The 22364-nt window shown below is 73.4% G+C and carries 19 protein-coding genes; 10 read left to right on the top strand and 9 right to left on the bottom strand.

Annotated features, from left to right (window positions below; all coding sequences use genetic code 11):
* Positions 1-23: 23 nt before the first annotated feature.
* Complete coding sequence (locus P696_RS0110040; RefSeq protein ID WP_026412245.1) at positions 24-1472, bottom strand: catalase; 1449 nt, start codon at positions 1470-1472, stop codon at positions 24-26.
* 319 nt (positions 1473-1791) lie between these two features.
* Here P696_RS0110040 and P696_RS44460 point away from each other — a divergent pair, with 319 nt between their 5' ends.
* The 4 genes from P696_RS44460 (at position 1792) to P696_RS44450 (ending at position 6341) form a co-directional block, all read left to right on the top strand.
* Positions 1792-2910, top strand: coding sequence for a CapA family protein (locus P696_RS44460; protein WP_034484079.1), 1119 nt, complete (start codon positions 1792-1794; stop codon positions 2908-2910).
* A 92-nt stretch (positions 2911-3002) separates the two neighbouring features.
* Positions 3003-3812, top strand: a complete 810-nt coding sequence (locus P696_RS0110030; RefSeq protein WP_026412244.1) for a MerR family transcriptional regulator — start codon at positions 3003-3005, stop codon at positions 3810-3812.
* On the top strand, positions 3809-4399 hold the full coding sequence (locus tag P696_RS44455; protein WP_051467246.1) for a GyrI-like domain-containing protein: 591 nt from the start codon (positions 3809-3811) through the stop codon (positions 4397-4399). The genes P696_RS0110030 and P696_RS44455 overlap by 4 nt, the downstream gene beginning before the upstream one ends.
* Positions 4400-4454: 55 nt before the next feature.
* Positions 4455-6341 (top strand): SDR family oxidoreductase, encoded by a 1887-nt coding sequence (locus P696_RS44450; RefSeq protein WP_084337183.1) that lies wholly within the window; start codon positions 4455-4457, stop codon positions 6339-6341.
* A gap of 8 nt (positions 6342-6349) precedes the next feature.
* Here the strand turns inward: P696_RS44450 and P696_RS0110015 are convergent, their stop codons facing one another.
* On the bottom strand, positions 6350-6583 hold the full coding sequence (locus P696_RS0110015; protein WP_026412243.1) for a hypothetical protein: 234 nt from the start codon (positions 6581-6583) through the stop codon (positions 6350-6352).
* Positions 6584-6895: 312 nt separating this feature from the next.
* Between P696_RS0110015 and P696_RS44445 the strand changes: the two genes are divergently transcribed.
* Positions 6896-8092 carry an LCP family protein gene (locus P696_RS44445; protein ID WP_084337181.1) on the top strand — a complete coding sequence of 399 codons (1197 nt, stop codon included), beginning with the start codon at positions 6896-6898 and terminating at the stop codon, positions 8090-8092.
* 5 nt (positions 8093-8097) lie between these two features.
* On the opposite strand, the gene P696_RS44440 is transcribed toward P696_RS44445, so the two are convergent.
* On the bottom strand, positions 8098-9711 hold the full coding sequence (locus tag P696_RS44440; RefSeq protein WP_034484275.1) for an MFS transporter: 1614 nt from the start codon (positions 9709-9711) through the stop codon (positions 8098-8100).
* Between the two features lie 72 nt (positions 9712-9783).
* Here P696_RS44440 and P696_RS0110000 point away from each other — a divergent pair, with 72 nt between their 5' ends.
* Positions 9784-10779: a GlxA family transcriptional regulator gene (locus tag P696_RS0110000; protein ID WP_026412242.1), complete on the top strand. Its 996-nt coding sequence runs from the start codon at positions 9784-9786 to the stop codon at positions 10777-10779.
* Between the two features lie 215 nt (positions 10780-10994).
* Here P696_RS0110000 and P696_RS0109995 read toward each other — a convergent pair whose 3' ends face one another.
* Entirely contained in the window at positions 10995-11927 is a 933-nt protein-coding gene (locus tag P696_RS0109995; protein ID WP_211245685.1) for an NADP-dependent oxidoreductase, read from the bottom strand.
* 166 nt (positions 11928-12093) lie between these two features.
* Here P696_RS0109995 and P696_RS0109990 point away from each other — a divergent pair, with 166 nt between their 5' ends.
* A complete protein-coding gene (locus tag P696_RS0109990; RefSeq protein WP_084337179.1) occupies positions 12094-12717 on the top strand; it encodes a TetR/AcrR family transcriptional regulator in 624 nt (207 codons plus the stop codon).
* A 347-nt stretch (positions 12718-13064) separates the two neighbouring features.
* Here P696_RS0109990 and P696_RS52235 read toward each other — a convergent pair whose 3' ends face one another.
* From P696_RS52235 to P696_RS44430, 3 genes are read right to left on the bottom strand one after another with little or no spacing between them, the layout of a single operon-like run.
* On the bottom strand, positions 13065-14318 hold the full coding sequence (locus P696_RS52235; RefSeq protein WP_051467239.1) for a CE1 family esterase: 1254 nt from the start codon (positions 14316-14318) through the stop codon (positions 13065-13067).
* Positions 14309-14914 carry a response regulator transcription factor gene (locus tag P696_RS0109980; protein ID WP_026412239.1) on the bottom strand — a complete coding sequence of 202 codons (606 nt, stop codon included), beginning with the start codon at positions 14912-14914 and terminating at the stop codon, positions 14309-14311. Before P696_RS0109980 ends, P696_RS52235 begins: the two co-directional genes overlap by 10 nt.
* Positions 14911-16173, bottom strand: a complete 1263-nt coding sequence (locus P696_RS44430; RefSeq protein ID WP_051467238.1) for a sensor histidine kinase — start codon at positions 16171-16173, stop codon at positions 14911-14913. Before P696_RS44430 ends, P696_RS0109980 begins: the two co-directional genes overlap by 4 nt.
* Positions 16174-16529: 356 nt before the next feature.
* On the opposite strand from P696_RS44430, the gene P696_RS0109970 reads away from it, so the two are divergent.
* The 3 genes from P696_RS0109970 to P696_RS58705 all read left to right on the top strand — a co-directional run bounded on the left by P696_RS0109970 (position 16530) and on the right by P696_RS58705 (position 20337).
* Complete coding sequence (locus tag P696_RS0109970) at positions 16530-17636, top strand: ferritin-like domain-containing protein (RefSeq protein ID WP_026412238.1); 1107 nt, start codon at positions 16530-16532, stop codon at positions 17634-17636.
* Between the two features lie 348 nt (positions 17637-17984).
* Positions 17985-19247 carry a hypothetical protein gene (locus P696_RS0109965; RefSeq protein ID WP_026412237.1) on the top strand — a complete coding sequence of 421 codons (1263 nt, stop codon included), beginning with the start codon at positions 17985-17987 and terminating at the stop codon, positions 19245-19247.
* A 484-nt stretch (positions 19248-19731) separates the two neighbouring features.
* Positions 19732-20337, top strand: a complete 606-nt coding sequence (locus tag P696_RS58705) for a septal ring lytic transglycosylase RlpA family protein (protein WP_026412236.1) — start codon at positions 19732-19734, stop codon at positions 20335-20337.
* 21 nt (positions 20338-20358) lie between these two features.
* Here the strand turns inward: P696_RS58705 and P696_RS0109955 are convergent, their stop codons facing one another.
* Together P696_RS0109955 and P696_RS55745 are read right to left on the bottom strand one after the other, a co-directional pair.
* Positions 20359-21297 carry an arginase family protein gene (locus tag P696_RS0109955; protein ID WP_034484074.1) on the bottom strand — a complete coding sequence of 313 codons (939 nt, stop codon included), beginning with the start codon at positions 21295-21297 and terminating at the stop codon, positions 20359-20361.
* Positions 21298-21403: 106 nt separating this feature from the next.
* Positions 21404-22291, bottom strand: a complete 888-nt coding sequence (locus P696_RS55745; RefSeq protein ID WP_064743988.1) for an alpha/beta hydrolase family protein — start codon at positions 22289-22291, stop codon at positions 21404-21406.
* Between the last annotated feature and the right edge of the window lie 73 nt (positions 22292-22364).

Genomic DNA, 22364 nt, shown 5'->3' with positions numbered 1-22364 from the left:
TTCGGGACCGGGTGGGGCGGGTGTCAGGTGCCGAGGCCCTTGGCTACTCGGTCGCCGAGGTCCTTGTGGACGTTGCGCCAGTACTCGGCGACGCGTTTCTTCATGTCGGCGGTGACCTCCGGGGTGGAGGCGTGGCCGACGATGTTGGAGACGAGGTGGTCGCGGTCGGTGTCGGACAGGACCCTCTCCCAGAGGGCGCGCGGCTGGGAGAAGTCGTCGTCGTCGCGGTGCAGTTCGTAGGCGTGCCGGATGATCTCGCCCGCGACCTCGTAGGACTCGCCCGACCAGGTGTCCGGGCCGGCGGCGACCGGGCCGCCGACCGAGTTCGGCGCGTAGACCGGGTCGGTGGGGTTCTGGAAGGTCATCGGGCCGTCGAAGTTGTAGCTGTCGACCCGGCTCTTCGGACGGTTGACCGGGAGCTGCAGGTAGTTCGGGCCGATGCGGTACCGGTGGGTGTCGGGGTAGGAGAACAGGCGTCCCTGGAGCATCTTGTCCGGGGACGGGCCGATGCCCGGCACGAAGGCGGACGGCTCGAACGAGGCCTGTTCGATCTCGGCGAAGTAGTTGTCGGGGTTCCGGTTGAGCGTCCAGCGGCCGATGGTGATCTCCGGGTAGTCCTCGTGCGGCCAGACCTTGGTGAGGTCGAACGGGTTGAACCGGTAGTCGGCGGCGTCCTCGAACTTCATGATCTGCACGTTCACCGTCCAGGACGGGTGGTCGCCGCGGTTGATCGCGTCGTGCAGGTCGCGGATGTGGGAGTCGGGGTCGGTGGACTGGAGCTCGGCGGCCTCGGCGTCGGTGAGGTTCCTGATGCCCTGGTCGGTCTTGAAGTGGTACTTCACCCAGAACTTCTCGCCGGACGCGTTGTACCAGAGGAAGGTGTGCGAGCCGAAGCCGTGCATGTTCCGCCAGGACGCGGGGGTGCCGCGGTCGGTCATCAGGAAGGTGACCTGGTGCGCGGACTCCGGTGACAGCGTCCAGAAGTCCCACTGCATGTTGTGGTCGTGCAGGTGGTTGTCCGCGCGGCGCTTCTGGGTGTGGATGAAGTCGCTGAACTTCTGCGGGTCGCGGACGAAGAAGATCGGCGTGTTGTTGCCGACCAGGTCGTAGTTGCCGTCCTCGGTGTAGAACTTCATCGCGAAGCCGCGCGGGTCGCGCGCCGAGTCGGCCGAGCCCATCTCGCCCGCGACCGTGGAGAACCGGACGAACGACTCGGTGCGCGCGCCCTTCTGGAACAGCCTGGCCTTGGTGAACTGGCTGACGTCCTCGGTGATCTCCAGGACGCCGTAGGCGCCGCCGCCCTTGGCGTGGACGACCCGTTCCGGCACCCGTTCGCGGTTGAAGTGGGCCATCTTCTGGACGAGGTACTGGTCCTGGAACAGCAGCGGGCCGTTGGGGCCGACGGACTGCGAGTGCTCGAGGCTCGGCGCCGGGTTGCCGCCGTCGGTGGTCGCGATGCGTTTGTCGGACATGGGCGCGTTCCTCCTTGCTCGTCGCTGAATCGGATCCGCGCGGGTGTGCCCCGCGGTCGGCTGCTGCGATGTCTGGAATGCCGGGTTTCAGGCCGCTAGCGTGATCGATTCAATGAAGCGAGTCATCCGGGTTTCCGGGCTGTTTCCCCAGGTGGTATGCCCGCGAGGCGTGGCGGGTACTGGTCGCCACCCCTGATGTTTCTTGTGAAACCAGGTAAAGGGAGGGCCGTGTCGGCCGCCGCTCATCTGGCGAAAACCACTGAATTGTCCGTCTCGTCTGCCATTCTTGGGCGAGCCGATCATGGAGGTGGGGGCACCCATGCGGGACGGACGGGGCTTCGCCCTGGTGGCCGTGGGATGCGCGGTGGCGCTCGCCGCCTCGGCCTGCGGGAGCGACGGCAAGGGCTCCAAGAACGACGCGAAGGATAAGACGTACTCGCGTCCCGGCAGCGCTCCGACCAGCGGCGGGGTCACGCGACAGGGTCAGGGACGCCAGCCGATCACGATCGCGTTCGGCGGCGACACCCACTTCGAGGGCGCCCTGCGCGGACGGCTCGCCTCGCCCCGGACCGCGCTCGGCCCGATCGCCGCCACGCTGCGGTCCGCCGACTTCACCATGCTCAACCTGGAGACGGCGATCACCACCGGCGGGACGCCCGCGCCGAACAAGGAGTACCACTTCCGCTCCCCGCCGTCGGCGTTCGCCGCCCTCCGGGGGGCCGGGGTGGACGTCGTGTCCATGGCCAACAACCACGGCATGGACTACATGGAGTCCGGCCTCCGCGACTCGCTCCGCGCGATCAGGAAGAGCGGCTTCCCCGTCGTCGGGATCGGCAAGGACGAGGACGAGGCGTTCCGTCCGCGCCGCTTCGTGGTGAAGGGCAACAGGCTCGCGGTCGTCGGCGCGACGCAGGTCCTCGACGACCACCTCATGCGGGCGTGGACGGCGACGCCGAGCAAGGGCGGCCTCGCGTCCGCGAAGAACGTGCCGCGGCTCGTCCAGGCGGTGAAGGAGGCCGCGAAGGGGTCCGACTACGTGATCGTCCACCTGCACTGGGGGGAGGAGATGCGGAACTGCCCGCTGCCCCGGCAGCAGGCGCTCGCGAAGACCCTCATCGCGGCGGGCGCGGACATCGTGGTCGGCGGGCACGCGCACGTCCCGCTGGGCGGCGGCTTCATGGAGGGCAGGTACGTCCACTACGGGATGGGCAACTTCGTGTTCAACGGCGTGGCCGGGAAGACCGACACGACCGGGCAGACCAAGCTGTCGGGCGTCCTGCAGCTGCGCCTGGACGGCGGCAAGGTCACCAAGGCCGCCTGGAAACCCGCGCGTCTCTCCGGCGGACTCCCCATCCCGATGAAGGGGGCGGCGGGGGCCGCCGAGCTCAAGCGCTGGAACGGCCTGCGCGCCTGCACCGGCCTCACCGCCCAACCCTGACCGCCGCCCGACCTCCGATCCTCGAAGACTGAACCGGCACGTTTCGGCCGCTGTTGGACTCTCCCATGGTGGGAGAGGAGACAGTGGGGGACGTGAGCGAAGATCTCCTTCCGATCGGGCGGTTCGCGCGGCTGTGCCGGTTGAGCGTGAAGCGGCTGCGGCACTACGACGACCTCGGGCTGCTGGCCCCCGCGCGCGTCGACCCCGCGTCCGGATACCGGTACTACCGGCCTGACCAGGCGCGGGACGCCCTCGCGATCGGGCTGCTGCGGACGCTGGACGTCCCACTGCCGATGATCGCGCGGACGCTGGCGGAGGACGACCCGACCGGTCCGCTGACCGAGGTCCGGGACCGGCAGGCCGCCGAGCTGGCGCGCCGCCGCCGTGCCCTGGACGTGCTGGAACGCCTCCTCACCGAGGGGCTGCCCGCGCCGCCCGTCACGGTCGTGGACGAGCCCGCCCGCACGGTCGCGATCGCCCGCGACACCGCGTCGCTGGACGAGATCGGCCCGGCGATGGGGCGCTGCGTCGCGCGACTGCTGGACGTCCCGTCCACCGAGCCCATGATCGGGCTCTTCCCGCTGGACCCGACCGAGGAGTTCCCCGTCGCGCTCGCCGCCGTCCTCCCGGACGCGCCGGACGCGGCGGACGGGCCGGACGGGCCGGACGTGCCGCCTGGGACGCGGCGCGAGGTCCTGCCGGGCGGGCCGTTCGCGACGGCCGTGCACGTGGGGCCGTTCGACCAGGTGGGGCTGGTGGTGCACGGGCTGCTGGCCTGGTGCGCCGACCACGGCCACACCCCCGGCGGGACGACCCGGGAGACCTACCTCGCAGACCCCGAACGCACCCCGCCGGAAGACCTGGTGACGCGGGTGCAGATTCCCCTGGAGGACGAACGATGACCAACACTCGGAGCACGACGCCCGACACCCGGAAGGGCGCGTCCGACCGCTGGTACGCGGCGACGGACGAGCCGGAGCTCGTCGAGTTGGACGCCGTCCGGGGCCTGTCCGTCAGCGGGCTCGGCGATCCCGAGGGGCCCGAGTACGCCGCCGCGATCGAGGCCGTGTACGCGGTCGCCGGGGCGATGGGCACGCCCGGCGCGCCGCTGGAGGCGCGCTGGTGGGTGGAGGACGAGCGTCCGCCGCTGGAGGTCCCGCGCGCCGAGTGGCGCTGGCACCTGTTCCTCAAGGCGAGCGGAGAGATCACCGCCGAGCAGGTGGAACGTGGCCGGGACGCCGTCCGGCCCAAGGTCGCGGCGGCGGCGCGCGTGCAGCTGGCCGAGTTCGCGGAGGGGCTGTCGGTGCAGGTGCTGCACCACGGCGGCTACGCGGACGAGCCCGCCACGCTGGCCCGCATGGACGCCTTCATGGCCGAGCGGAACCTCGTCCCGCGCGGGCTGCACCACGAGATCTACCTCAGTCTCGGCGAACTGACCATCCTGCGCCAACCGGTCGCGAGGGTCGAACTCGGAGGCGACCGGGCGTAGGTTCGCAGGAGGCAGGCGAGAAGGGCGCACCCTCCGACGGAGAAGGTGATTCGCGGTGCGGGATCACAGGGTGAGGTCGGGCGACGTCGAACTGGCCGTGCGCGAACGCGGTGAGGGCCACCGGCCCACCGTCGTGCTCGTGCACGGGTACCCCGACACCGGCGCGGTGTGGGACGAGGTCGCCGGGGCACTGGCGGAACGGTTCAGGGTCCTCACGTACGACGTGCGCGGGGCCGGGGCGTCCACCGCGCCCGAGGATCCGGACGATTACCACGTCCAGGCGCTGCTGGGCGACCTCGCCGCCGTCCTCGACGCGGTGGGCGGCGACGCGCCCGTCCACCTCGTCGGGCACGACTGGGGATCGGTCCAGTGCTGGCCCGCCGTGACCGACGGCCCGGACGGCGAGCCCTTCCGCGGCCGGATCGCGTCCTTCACCTCCATCTCCGGCCCCGACTGGCGGCACGTCGCCGAGTGGGCCCGTCGCGAGACCCTCGGCTCCCGTCGCGAGACCCTCGGCTCCCGCGACGGGACGACCGCGCCGCCGGTCGCGGGCGGGCAGGCCTGGGCGGTGCGCGAGGGAGCCGAGCGGGTCCGGGCGCGCGCCCGGCGGACGGCGCGGGTGCTCGGCCAGGCCCGCCGCAGCGTGTACATGCCGGTCTTCGCGGCTCCCAAGGCGGGCGAGGCGCTCGCGCGGGTCGTGACGGCGACGTTCGCGCGCGGGCTGAAACGCGTCGAGGGCGCCGAGCCGAGGCCCGGGCACCCGGCGCCGACGCTCGCCCGCGACGCGCGCAACGGACTCGGGCTGTACCGCGCCAACCTGCGGAAACTGCCCGCCGGGGGCGCGACGGCCCAGGTTCCGGTGCAGGTGGTCGTCCCCACCCGCGACCGGTACGCGCTCCCGGACGCGCTGCTCTCCGCGCGCGGGCACGCCGACCCGCTGTACGTCCGGCGTGTCCCGGCCGGGCACTGGGTCGCCCGCACCCATCCGGACCGGCTCGCGCACTGGATCACCGAGTTCATCGACCACCTCGCGGGCGGCCCGGACACGCCCGACCTCGTCCGCGCGCGTGCCGCCGGACGTCCCGGCGGCGAGTACACCGGACGGCTCGTCGTGGTGACCGGCGCGGGCAACGGCATCGGCCGCGCGACCGCCCGCGCGTTCGCCGACGAGGGCGCGACGGTCGTGGTCGCCGACATCGACGAGGCCGCCGCCAAGCGCGTCGCCGAGGAGATCACCGCCGCCGCGGACGGCGTCGCGCACCCGTACGGGGTGGACGTCGCGGACGCCGAGGCCATGGAACGCTTCGCCGAGCAGGTCACGGCGAACCTCGGCGTTCCGGACGTCGTCGTGAACAACGCGGGCATCGGGGTGGCAGGGCCGCTGCTGGAGACCGGCGAGGCCGACTGGGCGCGGATCCGGGCCGTCAACCTGGACGGCGTGTACCGGGGCTGCCGCCTGTTCGGCACGCGGATGGTCGCGCGCGGCGAGGGCGGGCACATCGTCAACGTCGCGTCCATGGCCGCGTTCGCGCCGGGCGCGCAGGTCGCCGCGTACTCGGCGACCAAGGCGGCCGTGCTCCAGTTCAGCGAGTGCCTGCGCCTGGAGCTCGCGGACGAGGGGATCGGCGTCTCCGCGATCTGCCCGGGCGTGATCGACACCGGCATCGTTCACCGCACTCGGTACATCGGGATATCGGGCGCTGAGGCGGACGCGATGCGCGCGGGCCTGGCGAAGGCGTTCGCGCGCCGGGGCTACCCGCCCGAACGCGTCGCCCAGGCGATCCTCCGGGCCGTCCGGAACGACCGTCCGCTGGTTCCGGTGGCCCCCGAGGCGCACCTCGCCCTCGCCCTGGACCGGTACGCGCCGCCGCTCAACCGGGCCGTGGGCCGCATGATCCGCCGCGCGGGCGAACGGTACCGGAGCGGCATCGCGGCCGACTGACCCTCAGGTCACGCGTCCGGGAAGCGCCGCTTCTTGGCCTCGTCCAGCACCACCAGGAGGACGGCGGCGGTCACCAGGGCCGCCGCCGCCACGATCCACCACGCCGGCGAGGGCATCCGGGACGGCAGCGACAGCAGCGGCGTCCAGCCGAAGTACTTGGCGGGGAACGGCAGCAGCCCCTCGTAGAAACCGGCGAAGAACACGATCGACTGCAACCCGTCATACGCCTTCGGATCGTTCATTTCCCCAGCGTCCAGGCAGGGGCGCTCGGCCACCAGCGACCAAGGTCGACGCCCGGCGCACCAAGGGCGTTCTCCGGACATCCCCTCGTGCCGCGCCCGGATCCCGCACGCCTCCGCAGGAACAGGAGAGTTGTCCGGTTCGTTATCAGTGCGGGCGGTGACACCACCGCCGTCCTGGAACGGCGCCCAGCGGGGGCGGGCGCCGACCGGACCGCCCGCGGTCACGCCGCGAACCCGGCCGGAGGAGGGAAGAACCGCGCCGAATGCCCTCTGACCAGCGCGTTCGGCCACACGCAGACAAGAGGGGCGTAGATGACCACCACCGGGGACGGCCAGAAGCGCCACCAACCGAACGGCCCAGCCGACCACGCCCGCACCGACACCGGAGCCTGGACCACCCCACCCGCCCCGAACAACCCCACCACCGCAGGCGGTCCCGCTCAGGCGGACGGTTCTGGGGGTGGGGCCTCGGGGGTGGGCGACGTGTCGGAGAACAGGGCGTTCTGGGGTGAGGACGGCGAGGGTGGGCGTGACTCTGGGCGTCGTTCGGGTGGGTATCGGACGCGGCGGTTGCGGCGGCGTCGGCGGATTCGGCGGCTGGTGCCGGTCGGGGTGCTGGCCGTGATGGGGCTCCCGATCGCCGGGTACGGGCTGTATTCGCAGGTCGAAGGCAACATCCGGCATGTCAGCGCCGAGGACCTCGGGCCCCGTCCGGCCAAGCGGACGAAGGCGGAGAACGTCCTGGTCGTCGGCTCGGACAGCAGGCAGGGAGCGAACGCCGAGTACGGCAGGGACGAAGGCGCCCGCACCGACACCATGATCCTCTTCCACGTCCCCGCGGACGGGAAGAACGTGCGGGGGATCAGCCTGCCGCGCGACTCGATGGTGCAGATCCCCGCCTGCCGGAAGGGCGGCAGCGGCGGCGCGACCGTCCCGGCCCGCACCGGCATGATCAACTCTGCGTTCAACGAGGCCGGGCTGGCCTGCGCGTGGAAGACCGTCGAGTCGGCCACCGGGGTCCGCGTCGACCACGCGCTGCAGATCGACTTCACCGGGTTCAAGTCCATGGTGGACGCGCTGGGCGGGGTCGAGGTGAACGTCCCGGCGAAGATCGACGACGCCAAGGCCGGGCTGCACCTGGCCGCCGGACGGCAGAAGCTGAACGGCGAGCAGGCCCTCGGGTACGCGCGCGTCCGGTACAGCGTCGGCGACGGCTCCGACCTGGGCCGGATCCAGCGGCAGCAGCAGCTCATGACCGCGATGGCGGACAAGGCGCGCGGCCAGCTCACCAACCCGGCCCGCCTCTACTCCTTCCTGCGCGCCGCGTCCAAGTCGGTCGTCACGGACAAGGGGCTCGGCCTGAAGCAGATGTTCGACCTGTCGTCGAGCGTCGGAGACACCGGGAAGATTCGGTTCGGGACGGTTCCGGTCGGTCCGTACCCGGGCGACCCGAACCGCCTCCAGTGGACGCAGCCCGGGGCCGACCGGCTCTTCCAGTCCCTCCGCTGACGGCATCAGGCGCGCCGGAAGCGGAGGCAGGCGACGGCGGAGGCGACGCCCGCCCCGGCCATCAGGTACCACCCCAGGCGGTAGTCCGCGATCTCCGGACGGCCGCCCAGCACGAACGTCAGCACCGCCACACCCAGCGCGGACGCGATCTGCCGCGTGGTCATCAGCACCGCAGAGCCGAGGGAGATCCGGTCGCCGGGCAGCGCGGTGGACGCCCCGAACAGCGGCGGCTGGAGCAGCGCCGTGCTCGCGCCGAACAGCACCGCGCCGGGCAGGTAGCCGAGCGCGTAGCCCCGCCCGATGCCGACCGCCCACCACGCCGCGCCGACCGCGAGGGTGAGTCCGCCGAGGACGGCCGACGCGCGTCCGCCGATGCGCCCGACGACGCGTCCGGACAGCGGGGACAGCACCACGCACGCCAGCGGGACGGGCGCCAGCGCGAGTGCCGCCGTGACCGCCGACCAGTGCCTGACCTGCGTGAAGTACAGCGTCGTCGCGAGGAGTCCGGCCGCGAACGCCAGGTAGTAGAGCCCGACCCCGGCGACGGCGACCGCGAACGTCCGGTTCCGGAACAGCGCCGGGTCGATGATCGGGTCCCGCGCCCGCATCAGCCGCACGGCCAGCAGCGGCGCCAGCACCGTGAGCAGCGCCCCGGAGACGATCGTCGGCACGGACGGGAAGCCCCACTCGGGCCCCTGCGTGAGCAGCGCGGTCAGCGTCCCGGCCGTCGCGAGCAGCAGCGCCGCCCCCTGAAGATCAAGCCCCCGCCGCGTCCCCCGCCCCACCTCACCGGCCCGCGCGCCCGCGTCACCGGCCCGCGCGCCCGCGTCACCAGCCTGCACGCCCGCCTCATCGACCCGCGCGCCCGCCTCATCGACCAGCGCACCCGCCTCACCGGCCCGCGCGCCCGCCTCACTGGCCGGTGCGCCTGCCTTGTCGACCAGCCTGTTCGTTCTGTGGTCCGCCTCGGTGGGGGGCTTGGCCGGTCCTTGGTCGGCGGCGGGCGTGTCGCGGGGGAGGAGGCGGCGTCCGGCGATCACCGCGGCGATCGTGATCGGGAGGTTGATGAGGAAGATCCAGCGCCATCCGGCGAGGAGCAGGAGCCCGCCGAGGACCGGTCCGCACCCGGCCCCGGACGCCGCGACGGCCGTCCAGATCCCCATGACCGTCGGGTGCTCGCGGCTCGGGAACGCGGGCAGCGCCAGCCCGAGCGACGTCGGGATCAGCAGCGCCCCGGCCACCGCCTGGACGACCCGGGCCGCCACGAGGATCCCGAGCGTCGGGGCCACCGCGCACGCGACCGACGCGACCCCGAACAGGGCCATGCCGAGCAGGAAGACGCGCCGCCGTCCGGCGTCGTCCACGATCCGGCCCGCGGGGACCAGCAGCGCGGCCAGCACGATCGTGTAGGCGTTCAGCACCCACGACACGTCCGCCAGCGAGGCTCCGCCGAAGCCCTCCCGCAGCGCGGGGAAGGCGATGTTGACGGCGAACAGGTCGAGGATCGCCAGGAACTGCGCGGCCGAGGCCACCCCGAGGACCCACCACCTCCGGCCGTCCGCGGACGGGACCGCGGGAGAGGCGGGCGGCGCCGCCAAAGAAAGGATCTTGGTGTTCATGAAGGACAGCCTCGGCGTGACCACCCACCCCGGACGAGTGGCAGAAATGACGCGATGCGCTAGATTCCTGCCATGTCCCTTCTCGCGGTCGTCGTCATGGACGAGGCGCCGGTCTTCGAGGTCACCATCCCATGCCAGCTGTTCGGCACGCCCCCGCCCGGGCACACCGGACCCTGGTACGACCTGCGCATATGCGCCGAAGGCGGACCCCGCCACGTGCCCATGCGCGGCTCGTCGGGACACCACGACCTGCCCGGCCTGTTCGGCGTGCACGCCGCGCACGGCCTGGACGGGCTCCGCGACGCCGACACGATCGTCGTCCCGGCGACCGCCGACGTGAACCGTGATCCGTCCGGGCCGCTGCTCGACGCCGTACGCGAGGCGCACGCGCGCGGGGCCCGGATCGTGTCCCTCTGCTCCGGCGCGTTCGTCCTCGCCGCCGCCGGTCTCCTGGACGGCCGCGCCTCCGCCGTCCACTGGAAGCACGCCGAGAACCTCGCCCGCCGCTTCCCGCGCGTCCTGGTCGACCCGGCCGTCCTGTACCACGACCACGGCGACCTGCTCACCGGCGCGGGCAACACCGCCGGGATCGACCTCTGCCTGCACCTGATCAGGCACGACTTCGGCGCGGAGGCGGCGACCGCCGTCGCGCGGCAGATGGTCGTCCCGCCGCACCGGTCCGGCGGGCAGGCGCAGTACGTCGAGTCGCCGATGCCCCGCGCGGGGAGCGGCGACGGGCTCGGGCCCGTCCTGGACTGGGGCGTCGAGCACCTGCACGAGCCGCTGACGATCGCGGGCCTCGCGTCCCGCGCGGGGCTGACCGTCCGCACCCTGCACCGGCGCTTCCAGTCCGAGCTGGGCATGACGCCGCTCCGCTGGCTGCTGACCCAGCGCGTCCTACGTGCCCGCGAGCTGCTCGAACGCACCGACCTCCCGGTCGACGCCGTCGCCGCCCGCTGCGGCCTGGGCAGCGCGCCCAACCTGCGCACCCACTTCTCCCGCGAGATGGGCGTCTCCCCAAGCGAATACCGCCGCACCCACCAAACCCGCACCCCCATCCCCGCCTGACCCCCGCCAGGCGCCGACCGCACTGACCGGTGACCGCGCCGACCGCTGACCGCGCCGACCGCTGACCGCGCCGACCGGTGACCGCGCCGACCGGTGACCGCGCTAGCTGGTGACTGCGACAACGGGTGACTGCGCCGACTGGTGACCGTGTCGAGTGGTGACTGCGCCGGTCTGCTGGCATGACGAACGGTGACGCGGCGACCCGGCGGCGGTGGTCAGAGGGTGATGATGACCTTTCCGGGGACGCCGTTCTTCTTGGCGTGGAAGGCGGCGCGGGTCTCGGCGAGCGGGAAGGTCGCGCCCACGCGCGGACGGATCCGGCCGTCGGCGGCGCGCGCGACGATCTCGGCGAGCTGGTCGCGGTTCGGCTCGACGATGAAGACCACGCCGCGCGTCCCCTCGGGAAGCTCGGGCGGCGGAGCCGTGATCGACACCAGGACGCCGCCCGGACGGACGACCGAGGCCGACCGCGCGAGCACGTCGCCGCCGATCGTGTCGAACACGACGTCCACCGGCCCGGCGTCCTCGAAACGGGCGGTCTCCAGGTCGACGAACTCGTCCACGCCCAGCTCACGGGCCAGATCGGCGTCGCGGGCGCGTCCGGTGCCGATCACGCGCGCCCCGGCCTCGCGGGCGAGCTGCACGATGAGGGAGCCGGTTCCGCCGCCCGCGCCGTGCACCAGCACGGACTGCCCGGACGTCAGCCCGGCGTGCGTGAACAGGCCCTGCCACGCGGTCAGCGCCGAGATCGGGAGCGCGGCGGCTTCGGTGAAGGACACCTCGTCCGGAAGCCGGGTCAGGTTGCGCGCCTCGACCGCGATGAACTCGGCCGCGCCGCCGTCGCGGTGCCAGTCGGCGAGGCCGACCACCCGGTCGCCCACCTCGAAGCCCGTCGTCCCGTACCGGACGGCCGCGACGACGCCCGCGACCTCGTGCCCGGGGACGCTCGGCGCGCGGTCGCGTCCGGCGCGGTCGGACCAGGTGCCGGGCCAGGACAGCTCGTCCGGGACGATCCCCACGGCGCGGACCTCGACCAGCACGTCGCCCGTGGCGGGACGCGGCACGGGGACGGTCTCGACGGTGATGCCGTCCGCCGGACTCTCGGGAGTGTGCGCGAGCGCGGCCCGCATCGTCTGCTCAGTCGTCATGACGCCTCCTTGGTCACGGGTGCCTGCCGGGACAACCCGGCCCCGCCCCCGATGATTCCGCGTCCCGGCACCGGACGTCCGGGGACAGGCGGCTGCCGTCCGCGCCGGGGTGTGATCTCGACTTCGTCATGTCCGCGGACGGCGCGGAGGGGCGACAATGGGGGGTGTGACCGACATCCGAACCCCGCTCCGCCGCCGTCCCGCCCAGCGCCGCAGCGCCGAACGCGTGCAGCGGATGCTGGACGCCTGCGCGGAGATCCTGGACGAGGACGGCTACGACGGCCTCACCACGACCCGCATCGCGCAGCGCGCCGAGGTCGCGATCGGGTCGGTCTACCAGTTCTTCCCCGACAAGCGCGCCGTCGCGCAGGCGCTCGCGCTGCGCAACCTGGAGCAGTTCGAGCAGCGGGTGTCCGAGCGTCTCGGCGGCGGCGGCTTCGACGACTGGTCCGACACGGTCGGCGCCATCATCGAGATCTTCGTGGACATGCACCGCTCCGTGCCCGGGTTCCGGGTGCTGCGGTTCGGCGACGTCGCCGACGTCCGGCTGCTGGACGAGGGCGCGGAGAACAACTCGGTCGTCGCCGACCGGCTCCGCGAGCTGATCGTCGACACCTTCGGCATCGCCGAGACCCCCGGCCTGGCGCGCGCCCTCGCGATCGCCGTCGAGGCCGCCGACGCCGTCCTCAAGCTCGCCTTCCGCCGCGACCCGTCCGGCGATCCCGACATCCTCGCCGAAGCCGAACGCCTCATCCACGGCTACCTGGCCGCCCACATCACCACCACCTGACCCCCACCCCCACACCCTCCGACCTGCGCCTCCGCGCACCCCCCGACCGGCCACCCGCGGACACGCCCGCGACCTGCGCCTTCGCGCGCACGCCTTTTGCGCGCGGGTCCCGCGACCTGCGCCTCCACCCGCACACCCTCGACCTGCACCTCCGCGGCGCACGCCCCCGACCGGCCGCCCGCGGGCACGCCCGCGACCTGCGCCTCCGCGCGCACGCCTTTTGCGCGCGGGTCCCGCGACCTGCGCCTCTATGCGCACGGACCTCGACCGACACCCGTGCGTTCGTCTCCCGGCTGACCGTTCTCCAACGAGGCTCCGCCCTTCGCCCTGATGACTGGGCGGGGTACTCAGGGGGAGGCGTTCGGGTCTGGGGACGTGGGTTTCTCGGGTGGTGCGGACGGGGCCGGGGGGCGTCCGGCGCGTTCGCCTCCCGCGTCGCGTTCGCCGATTCCGTCATGGTCGTCGGTTCCGCGCGGGCCGTCCGCGCCGGTGACGCCGGCGGTCGGGGGGAGGTGCCGGAAGCCGTGGCGCAGGACGCCGTTCGCGAAGGCGTCCAGTGTGACGGCGGTCGCGTCGATCTTCTTCGTGGACGGGCCCGCCCCCACGGCCAGGGAACCGGGCCAGGCGTGGCCCGCGCCGCTGACCGTGTAGAGGTCCACCCGCGCGTCGCGGCGACAGGCCGTCCAGGTGCGGCGCCGGACGCCGGACGCGGGCTCCGCCGAGACCGTCTTCCCGCAGCTGAACGCGCGCCCCCAGGCCGCCGCCGAGGCCGACACGGACGGCAGGTCGAACGACCCGTCCGCCGGGACCATCCACGACGGGACCAGCGACCGCCGGCCGCCGAACGGCTCGCCGCCCCCGTACGGGACGACCGGGTCGGACGTGCCGTGGAACGCGACGATCGTGGTGGGCGTGGGCCGCGCGCAGGGCCGGGTCAGGTTCAGCCCGGAGACGGCGGCGACCCCGGCGAGCCGTCCGCCGAGGCCGCAGACCAGCGCGGTCGCGAGGCCCGCGCCGTTGGAGAAGCCCGCCGCGAACTCGCGCCGCCGGTCCAGGCAGAGGCCCTTCTCCAGGTGGTCGAGCAGCGCGCTCACGTAGCCGATGTCGGCGTGGCCGTCCGGCATGCCGGGAAGCCTCCAGCCGGCCCGGCCGGGCGCGCCGTCGGGTTCGACGACGACGAACCCGCGCGCGGGACCCGCGTCGCCGAGCCGTCCGTAGACCGCCTGCTCGAACCCGGACGAGCCCAGCCCGTGCAGGTCGAGGATCAGCGGCATGGGGCCGCTGTCCTGCGGGTCCTTCCGCCGCCTGTCCGGGACCTTCACGAGGAAGTCGCGCCCCTGGAACCGGTGCCGCCCGGTGGTGATCGTCCCGCCGGCGCAGCCGATGCTGGCCCAGCGCGGCACGGCCGGGGCGGGCCCGACCGGCGTCGCCTTGATCGTCCCCGGGTCGCCGCTGTGGCAGGCCGCGACCAGCGCCCCGGCGAGGAGCAGCGCGCCGACCCGCGACCCCGCGCGGCGGACGGGCGGGCGGCGGCCGGGTGCGGTCGCCGCTCGGTGGGGCCCCCACGCGGGGGCCCGGTGGTCACGGGGGCTCAGAGCCATCCCCGCGCCCGGGCGGTGCGGACGGCCTCGACGCGGTCACGCGCCCCCACCTTGTCGATCGCGGACGAGAGGCGGTCGCGGGCCGTGTCCTCCGGCAGGCGCAGCCGCGCGGCGATGTCGGCGACGGACGAGCCGTCCGCGCCCGCCGCGAGGACGTCCCGCTCGTGCGGGGAGAGGGGGCCGGCGTCCGGGTCCAGCGCGCTGGCGGCGAGGTTCGGGTCGATCACGCGCTCGCCCGCGACCACGCGGCGGATCGCGTCGGCGAGCTCCCGCCCCGGACCGTCCTTCACCAGGAAGGCCGAGGCGCCGGCCTCCATGGCGCGGCACAGGTATCCGGGACGGCCGAATGTGGTCAGGATCATCACCCGGCAGGACGGGACGGCGGCCCGGATCTCCGCCGCGGCGGCCGGGCCGTCCTTGCCGGGCAGCTCGATGTCCAGCAACGCGACGTCGGGCCGCTCGCGCTGGGCGAGCAGCACCGCCTCGACGCCGCCCGAGGCCTCGGCGACCACCTCCAGGTCGTCCTCGAGACCGAGCAGCGTGGCCAGGGCGCCGCGCACCATGCGCTGGTCCTCCGCCAGCATGACCCGGATCACGACGCAGACCCTACTGCCGGCCGGGAGTCCCCGCCGTCGCCCGTCGAACCGGTCCCGTTCGCGGGCGGACGCCCCGGACCGCAGCCGGACGACGACTCCGGGGCGCCGGACGACGAGGTGAGCGGCAGCCGCGCGGTCACCGCGAAGCCGCCCGACGGACGCGGCCGGGCGGTCACGGTTCCGCCCGCCGCGTCGATGCGCTCGGCGAGCCCGGTGAGGCCGTTGCCCGGGACGAAGGCGGCCTCGGACGCCGTCCCGTCGTCGGTGACCGACAGCACGGCGGACCCCGGATCGCGGCGTCCGCCCGGCTCCCGGCCGACGACGATCTCGCAGCGCTTCGCGCGGGAGTGCCGGACGACGTTGGTGACCGCCTCGCGGACGGCCCAGCCGAACAGGCCGTCCGCCTCGTCCGGGAGCGGGGTGCCGGAGGTGCGGACGACCGGCTCGATCCCGGCGGCGGTGAGCACGGCCCGCGCGCCGTCCAGCTCCCCGGACAGGTCGCGCCGCCGGTAGCCGGAGATCGTGGCGCGGACGTCGCGCAGCGCCTCCCGCGCGACCGACTCGATGTCGTTGACCTCGGCGATCGCGCGGTCGACGTCGCGGGCGGCCATCCGCCGCGCCAGCTCGCTCTTCAGGACGATCAGGGAGAGGCTGTGCCCGAGCAGGTCGTGCAGGTCGCGGGCGATGCGCAGCCGCTCGTTGGCGGCGGCGAGCCGGGTCGCCTCGGCGCGCGCCTCGCGGAGCTGCGCGACGAGCGTCCGGGCGTGCCGGAAGGCGAACATGAACAGGCCGAGCGACAGCGTCGTCATCGTGATCGTCAGCAGCCCGTCCCGGCCGACGTCGAGCCACCAGCACTGGACGACGGCGACCAGGGCCGCCGCGGCCACGCCGTACGGGACGGTCCGCAGCGGCAGCGACATCGCCACGAGGATCGACAGGTAGATCGGCATCCCGACCCAGGCGGAGCCGAACGCGAACGGCAGCCCGGCGCACAGCGCCGCGAACAGGGCGACCAGCGCGTGGGTGAGGCGGCGCGGCGGCTCCATCCAGCTCGTCATGGTCAGCGGCGTGGCCATGTACACCGTGACGTACAGGACCAGCGCGAGCGCCGCCAGCACCAGCCGCAGGCCGGCGTACCCGCTGACGACCTTGACCACCGGAACCAGGTAGATCAGCCCGAACGAGGCCCAGAACGCGCGGCGCACCCGGGATCTCCCCGGGTCGTCGCCCGCGATCGTCTCCTTGAACAGCCCGCTCATGGCCCGCTTCCGTCGCTCGGTCAGGTCCCTCGAGTCCAGTATTTCCTGTCGCGTCCCTTTCCGTTTGTCATGCCCATGTGGCCGACGGCGGACCAGGGGCGTCGGATCCGTCCGCCCGGGGCGCGAGGCCCCCAGAATGGACAGCGAGAACGAGCAGCTCAGTGTTACCGTCCGCGTCGCCTCCGGCCCGCCGCGGCTTTCGCCGTGGCCGCCGGAGCGGGTTCCGGACGGAGGGAAATGGGTCTGTTCGCCGGGTGCTTTACATGTTACGAAGTGATGTAAAGCGGTGGGCGGCACCACCCCGCGCCGACCCGCGGTCGCCGAGGTCCGCGGGAGGCCCCTCCCGGGAGGTTGGCATGACCTCGTACGACTTCTACGTCTCGCCCGTCCCGAAGGAGACCTGGGACGTCCCGATGTCCGGCGACGCCCGGTTCACCTGGGAGTACGACGACGGCCGCGACCGGCTGCTGAACCTGTACCAGAAGGGCAAGGACAAGCAGTGGGACGCGCAGAAGCGCATCGACTGGGACATCGAGGTCGATCCCGACAACGTCGCCGGCCTGCCCGAGCAGTTCAACCCGCTCGTCGGCTCCGACATCTGGGACAGGATGTCGCAGGCCGAGCGGGACGAGTTCGGACGCCACCAGGGCGCGTGGCTGTTCAGCCAGTTCCTGCACGGTGAGCAGGGCGCGCTGAACGTGTCGGCGCGGATCGTCCAGTCGGTCCCCGACCTGGACTCCAAGTTCTACGCCGCCACGCAGACCATGGACGAGGCGCGGCACGTGGAGCTGTACTCGCGGTTCCTGCGCGAGAAGATCGGCATGTACTACCCCATCAACCAGGACCTGGCGAAGCTGCTCGCCGAGTCGCTGGAGGACTCCCGCTGGGACCTGCCCTACCTCGGCATGCAGGTGCTGATCGAGGGCCTCGCGCTCGCCGCGTTCGGGTTGTACCGGGACATGTCGACCAACCCGCTGGTCAAGCAGCTGCTCGCGTACGTCATGCAGGACGAGGCGCGGCACGTCGCGTTCGGACGGCTCGCGCTCCGCGACTTCTACGCCGAGCTCACCGAGAAGGAGCGCGCCGAGCGCGAGGAGTTCGTGGTCGAGGGCTGCTACCTGATGCGCGACCGGTTCAAGGGCCGGGAGGTCTTCGAAACGCTCGGCATGCCGGTCGACAAGTGCATGGAGTACGTCAACAACTCCGACATGTACACGCTCTACCAGTCGCTCCTGTTCTCCCGGATCGTCCCGTGCGTGAAGGACGTCGGACTCTGGGGTGAGAAGGTGCAGGCGGCCTATCTCGACATGGGCGTCCTCGACAACGCCAAGGCCGACCTCGAGGCGCTCATGAAGCAGGACGAGGACATCGCCGAGGCCGTCGACCGCGAACGCTACGAGAGCGAGCTCGCCGCCCGCCGCACCGAGGTGGACGAGGCGATCTCCCTCGGCGAGGGTGCGTAGGACGGCTCCCCGGCGGAAGGGAAGACCACCGCCGGGGTAAGGACGGTTAAAAGCGGGGACGCCGTTTCGGCGTCCCCGTTCCGCTTTCTCGGCCATGGAAACGCAAAAACATTTTGGCGAAGCGTGCTGAAATGCCGAAGATGTCACTTCATAACGGACGCGCCTGAAGCGGTCCAGTCCTTTCACTCGATCATTCCCGCGCCACTCGACTTCCTTCGGGAAAGAGCTGTGCTCGGCCATCGGCTGTACTAACGTCCCCGACCGGAAAGCCGGTGCACGTCACCGGACGGCTCACAGGGGACCGATGCGCCCCGGCCGTGCAGGATCAATCCGACAACCGGGGGAAACATGAACCGTTCCGCGCGGAGCCTGATCAGGGCCGCCGCATTCACGCCGCTCTGCGTCGCCGTGGCCACCCTGTCCGGGCCGGCGTTCGCCGACGGCGGCCGCACACTCGCGACGCCCGTGCCCATCCCGGGCGCGCCCGGCGGCGGCCAGCACGGCGCGCCCGTGCCGCACGCCCCGATGCCCGGCGTGAACATGCCCGGCGTCGACATGTCCGGGTCGGGCGCGCACATGCCGCGTCCCGGCATGGCGCCCGGCGCGAACCTGCCCGGCGGCCAGCTCGGCATGCCCGGCCGTCCGCTCGGCCCGGCGAACGGCGTCGCCCCGCGCGGCCCGCTCGCGACGCCGGTCCACTCGATCCACGCGGGCCCCTCGGGCCTGACGGACCCGCGCCATCCGGTCCCGACGCCCGGCCGCGTCCAGCGTCCGGGCCACGCCGGGCACGTCGTCCCGCACGTCCCCGGGCACAGGGGCCACGTCCTTCCGCACGTTCCGGGGCACCAGGGGCACGCGGTTCCGAACGGCCAGGCCGGGCACGCGGGCCACGCGGTGCCGCACCAGCCGAGGGGCCGCGCCGCCGCCGAGCGCGTCATCGCGGACCCGGAGCCCGATGAGGCCACAGGGGGCCCGTTCGACGCGATCCCGCTGGTGGGCCCGCTCCTGGGCAAGCTCAATTCGAAGAACCAGGGGCAGGCCCCGCGGCCCGGCAGGCCCGGCCAGCAGGGTCAGCAGGGCCTGGGTGGACGCCCCGGTCAGCTGGGCAGGCCCGGCGGGCAGCAGGGCATGCCGTTCGGCCCGGGCGGCCCGGGTGACCGCCTGGCCGGTCCGCGGGACGGCTCCGACGAGACGACGGACGACGTCCTGGAGCCCGGCGAGGGCATGATGCCGCCGTCGTCCCAGCAGCAGCCCTGGGGCGAGCGGGTGTCCGCCGGTGACCGGAGCCCGAACCCGAACCCGAGGCAGGGCGAGGAGTCGGACTCCGAGGGCCCGGACGTGAAGAAGGAGACCCCGCTCGGCGGGAACCTCCTGAGCGGGCTGACCGGCATACTGAACGGCCTCAAGGGTGGCGGGGAGTCCGGGATGCGCCGCGCCACGTCGAACGAGCGCGGCACCTCGAACGAGCGCGTCGCGTCGCCCGAGCGGGGCGCGCAGGCGCCCTCGGAGCTCCCGCCGGTCCCCGTCCTCGGGGACGTGCTGAAGAGCCTGAACGGCGGAGCGTCGCCGGCCAACCTGGGCGGCCTGCCCGGCCTGAAGGGCTCGCACTAGGCGGTCCCTTGATCCATCCCACGACGGGACGTCCGCGCCACGCCGGCGCGGGCGTCCCGTTCGCCTGTCCGGGGTAATTACACCGTTGTTATTCCGCCGAGATAGGCGGCCGAAATCTTGACGCAGCGCACTAGATCCACTTCGTAGCGACAAAAACGGGGTGACAAACCCCACAAAGCCAATCCTTTTGCTTGCTTCAAGCGGATCACAACGTACGGTCAAGAACTTGTGTGCGGCCCCACGCGTGAGAGCTCTGGTTCGTCCAACTGAAGATGGCCGGGAGCCGCACTGCCGGACGTCCGGTCCGCCGAACGGCGGACCCGTGGAATCACCGGTGCCGAAAGCGGGCCGCGAGGCGGAGAACCCCTCGCGCGAGCACATCCCGCACGGAGCATGCGACCAGCGACGAAGCCGTCGTCGGCGTGCGCCCGGAACACGGCGCGGCGGACGTCCGGGGTCCTGTCCCCGATCAAAGGACTCCTTCGTGGGTAAGCACCGTCCCCGATTCCGGCTGCGCACCATCCTGGTCGCGTCCGGCCTCGCAGTCGCCGTTCTCGCCGCGGGCGCCGCGGCGCTCCTGACGGGAGGCGGCTCCGGCGGCTCCGCCGACGCGGCGCAGGCGCGCCAGGCCGCCGTCCCGCCGCCGACGACCCCGTCCCAGACCCCGCTCGCAGACAAGCCCCGCGCCAAGCCGAGCAAGGCCAGCCGCGGCGCGAAGCGGGACCCCGAGCCGCAGCCGGTGGAGATCACCCAGGCGCCCAAGGCCAAGCCGAAGCCCAAGAAGCCGAAGTACACCGTCCTGTCGTCCGGCGCCTGCCAGGCGTCCTCGTACGGCGAGGGGCAGTCGACGGCGAGCGGCGAGCCGTTCGACCCGAGCGAGCTGACCGCCGCGCACAAGACGCTCCCGTTCGGCAGCAGGGTCCGCGTGACCAACAAGAACAACGGCGAGTCGGTCGTCGTCCGCATCAACGACCGCGGCCCGTTCGTGTCCGGCCGCTGCCTGGACCTGTCGACCGCCGCGATGAAGCAGGTGGACGGCATGAGCGCGGGCGTCATCCCGGTCCGCTACGAAGTCCTCTCCCGCGGCTGAGCCGGTCAGCCGGTCAGCAGGTCAGCCGGCCGTCGTCATGCGCGCCTCGGCGAAGGCGTTGGCGAGGACGCCGGTCAGCGCCGCCCCCGCGGCGCCGTCCGGATCGACGTCCGGGTCGTAGATCGCCACGTTCATCCCGATCGCGCGCGGGCTCTCCAGCAGGACGGCCAGGAGCCCGGTGAGCGCGTCCAGGGACAGGCCGTCCGGGTTCGGCGAGTCCACGGCCGGCATCACGCTCCGGTCGAGCACGTCCGCGTCCAGATGGATCCAGAAGCCGTCGGACGCGGGGTCCTCCAGGACGTCCAGCGCGGCCCTGGCCGTGGCCTCGGCGCCGCGCGCCCGGATGTCCGCGCTGGAGTGCTTCGGGATCGCCGAGGTCTCGAAGAGCTCGGACGCGACGTCCACGTGGTCCTCCGGCTCCCACTGGTAGCCGAGCGCGACGGCCCGCTCCTCGGCGACGTAGGGGCGCAGGCCGTCCAGGTCGGCGAGTCCGGCGGGGCCGTGGCCGGTGGCGAGGCGGAGCGCGTAGCCCGCGACGTTGCGGGTCCCGTGCGCCTTCGCGCGGTCGCGCGGGGGCGCGTAGTCGGCGTGTCCGTCGAGGTAGGCGAGCCCGTGGTCGCCGCGTCGCCGCAGCGCCAGCAGCGGGCCGAGCAGGATGCCGCAGTCCCCGCCGAGGACGAGCGGGAAGCGGCCGTCGTCGAGCAGCTCTCCGACGCGTCCGGCCAGCAGCCTCGTGTACGCCGTGTGCGCCGGGCCGTTCCTGTACCCCGTGACCGGGTCCGGGACGGACGCGTACGGCGGCGGTTCGACGCGTCCGGCCTCCTCGGCGTCGAGCAGGTCGGCCAGGCCGTGGGCGCGCAGCGCCTCGGGCAGGTGGCGCGCGCCCGGCACATGCCCGTCCCGCAGTGGCCGCAGCCCCAGGTTGGACGGTGCGTCCAGCAACCACACCCGACGGCTCATCACGCGCCTCCCGTCACCACCTAAACCGTTTAGCTGGTGTCGAAGATCAGCATAGCCTCCACGGGACGAACCGGTCGAGACGCGGAACGGGCGGGGACGTCGCCGGTCAGGCGGGGGCGCTGCCGGTCAGGTGAAGGGAGACGGGCAGGGCGGACGCGGAGGCCGGCTCGGCGAGCCGCTCGCGGAACCAGTCGGTGAGCACGCCGTCCACGCGGACGGCCTCGGTGATCGGCGCGCGCGCCTCCGTGCCGGGCGCGGCGGCGAGCGCGTGCCCCATCCGGAAGGTCGCGGCCTCCACGGCCGGGGCGCCGCACCGGGCCAGGAGGTCGCGCAGCGCGGTCACCTCGGCGGGCGGGACGATCCGGTCGCGCGCGCCGCCGATCAGCAGCAGCGCGGCGTCCGACTCGGCGATCCGTCCGGCGTGGGCGGAGAGGTCGAGGCGTTCGGCCAGCTCGTCGGCGGCGGGGCTCCAGGTGCGTTCCCGCCCGGCGCGTTTCTCCACCGCCCGCGCCAACCGCGTGGGCGACACGACCGGCGCGACGAGCGCGGCCGTGCTGACCTGCACGTTCTGGTGTGCGAGGGCGAGCAGCACGACCGCCGCGCCCGCCGAGAACCCGGCCAGCGCCACCGGACCCGCCGGGACGCCCAGGTCGCGATGCAGATCGTCCAGGACGGCGGGCAGCCGGGTCGCGGCCTCCTCGACGGACGTGCCGAACGCCGTGAGGCCCGCGTCCGTGAGGAACCCCTGCGAGTCGAGCCCGGTCGGCAGGACGGCGGCCGGGTCGTCCTGATGCGGCAGGTCCAGGAACACGCGCCAGGTCGGGACCCCGGTCATCGGCAGCGCCGTGGCCATCGACGCGGCGGTGCGCGGCGCGTCGAACCCGGGCCAGCACAGGATCAGCCGCGTCGGCCCGGTCGCGCGCGCGTCCACGGCCGTCGGCGGAAGCGCGACATACGCGAGGCCCGCGGCCGTCCCTCGGACGGGCCACATCATCTCCGCCTCGGCAGCGTCCCCAAGGCTCGACCACTCGGCCCCGGCCGGGGATCGTACGAGCTCACCGGTCGCG

Origin of the sequence: Actinomadura oligospora ATCC 43269 (assembly GCF_000518265.1) — a bacterium.
Lineage (GTDB): Bacteria > Actinomycetota > Actinomycetes > Streptosporangiales > Streptosporangiaceae > Spirillospora > Spirillospora oligospora.
The sequence above is the reverse complement of the archived record's forward strand: the minus strand, read 5'-3'. Positions and strand labels throughout refer to the sequence as shown.

Coding starts and splice junctions, on each gene's coding strand:
- P696_RS0110040 (WP_026412245.1), bottom strand. CDS start 1,472: ATGTCCGACAAACGCATCGCGACCACCGACGGCGGCAACCCGGCGCCG.
- P696_RS44460 (WP_034484079.1), top strand. CDS start 1,792: ATGCGGGACGGACGGGGCTTCGCCCTGGTGGCCGTGGGATGCGCGGTG.
- P696_RS44455 (WP_051467246.1), top strand. CDS start 3,809: ATGACCAACACTCGGAGCACGACGCCCGACACCCGGAAGGGCGCGTCC.
- P696_RS0110015 (WP_026412243.1), bottom strand. CDS start 6,583: ATGAACGATCCGAAGGCGTATGACGGGTTGCAGTCGATCGTGTTCTTC.
- P696_RS44445 (WP_084337181.1), top strand. CDS start 6,896: ATGACCACCACCGGGGACGGCCAGAAGCGCCACCAACCGAACGGCCCA.
- P696_RS44440 (WP_034484275.1), bottom strand. CDS start 9,711: ATGAACACCAAGATCCTTTCTTTGGCGGCGCCGCCCGCCTCTCCCGCG.
- P696_RS0110000 (WP_026412242.1), top strand. CDS start 9,784: ATGTCCCTTCTCGCGGTCGTCGTCATGGACGAGGCGCCGGTCTTCGAG.
- P696_RS0109995 (WP_211245685.1), bottom strand. CDS start 11,927: ATGACGACTGAGCAGACGATGCGGGCCGCGCTCGCGCACACTCCCGAG.
- P696_RS52235 (WP_051467239.1), bottom strand. CDS start 14,318: ATGGCTCTGAGCCCCCGTGACCACCGGGCCCCCGCGTGGGGGCCCCAC.
- P696_RS44430 (WP_051467238.1), bottom strand. CDS start 16,173: ATGAGCGGGCTGTTCAAGGAGACGATCGCGGGCGACGACCCGGGGAGA.
- P696_RS0109970 (WP_026412238.1), top strand. CDS start 16,530: ATGACCTCGTACGACTTCTACGTCTCGCCCGTCCCGAAGGAGACCTGG.
- P696_RS0109965 (WP_026412237.1), top strand. CDS start 17,985: ATGAACCGTTCCGCGCGGAGCCTGATCAGGGCCGCCGCATTCACGCCG.
- P696_RS0109955 (WP_034484074.1), bottom strand. CDS start 21,297: ATGAGCCGTCGGGTGTGGTTGCTGGACGCACCGTCCAACCTGGGGCTG.
- P696_RS55745 (WP_064743988.1), bottom strand. CDS start 22,291: ATGATGTGGCCCGTCCGAGGGACGGCCGCGGGCCTCGCGTATGTCGCG.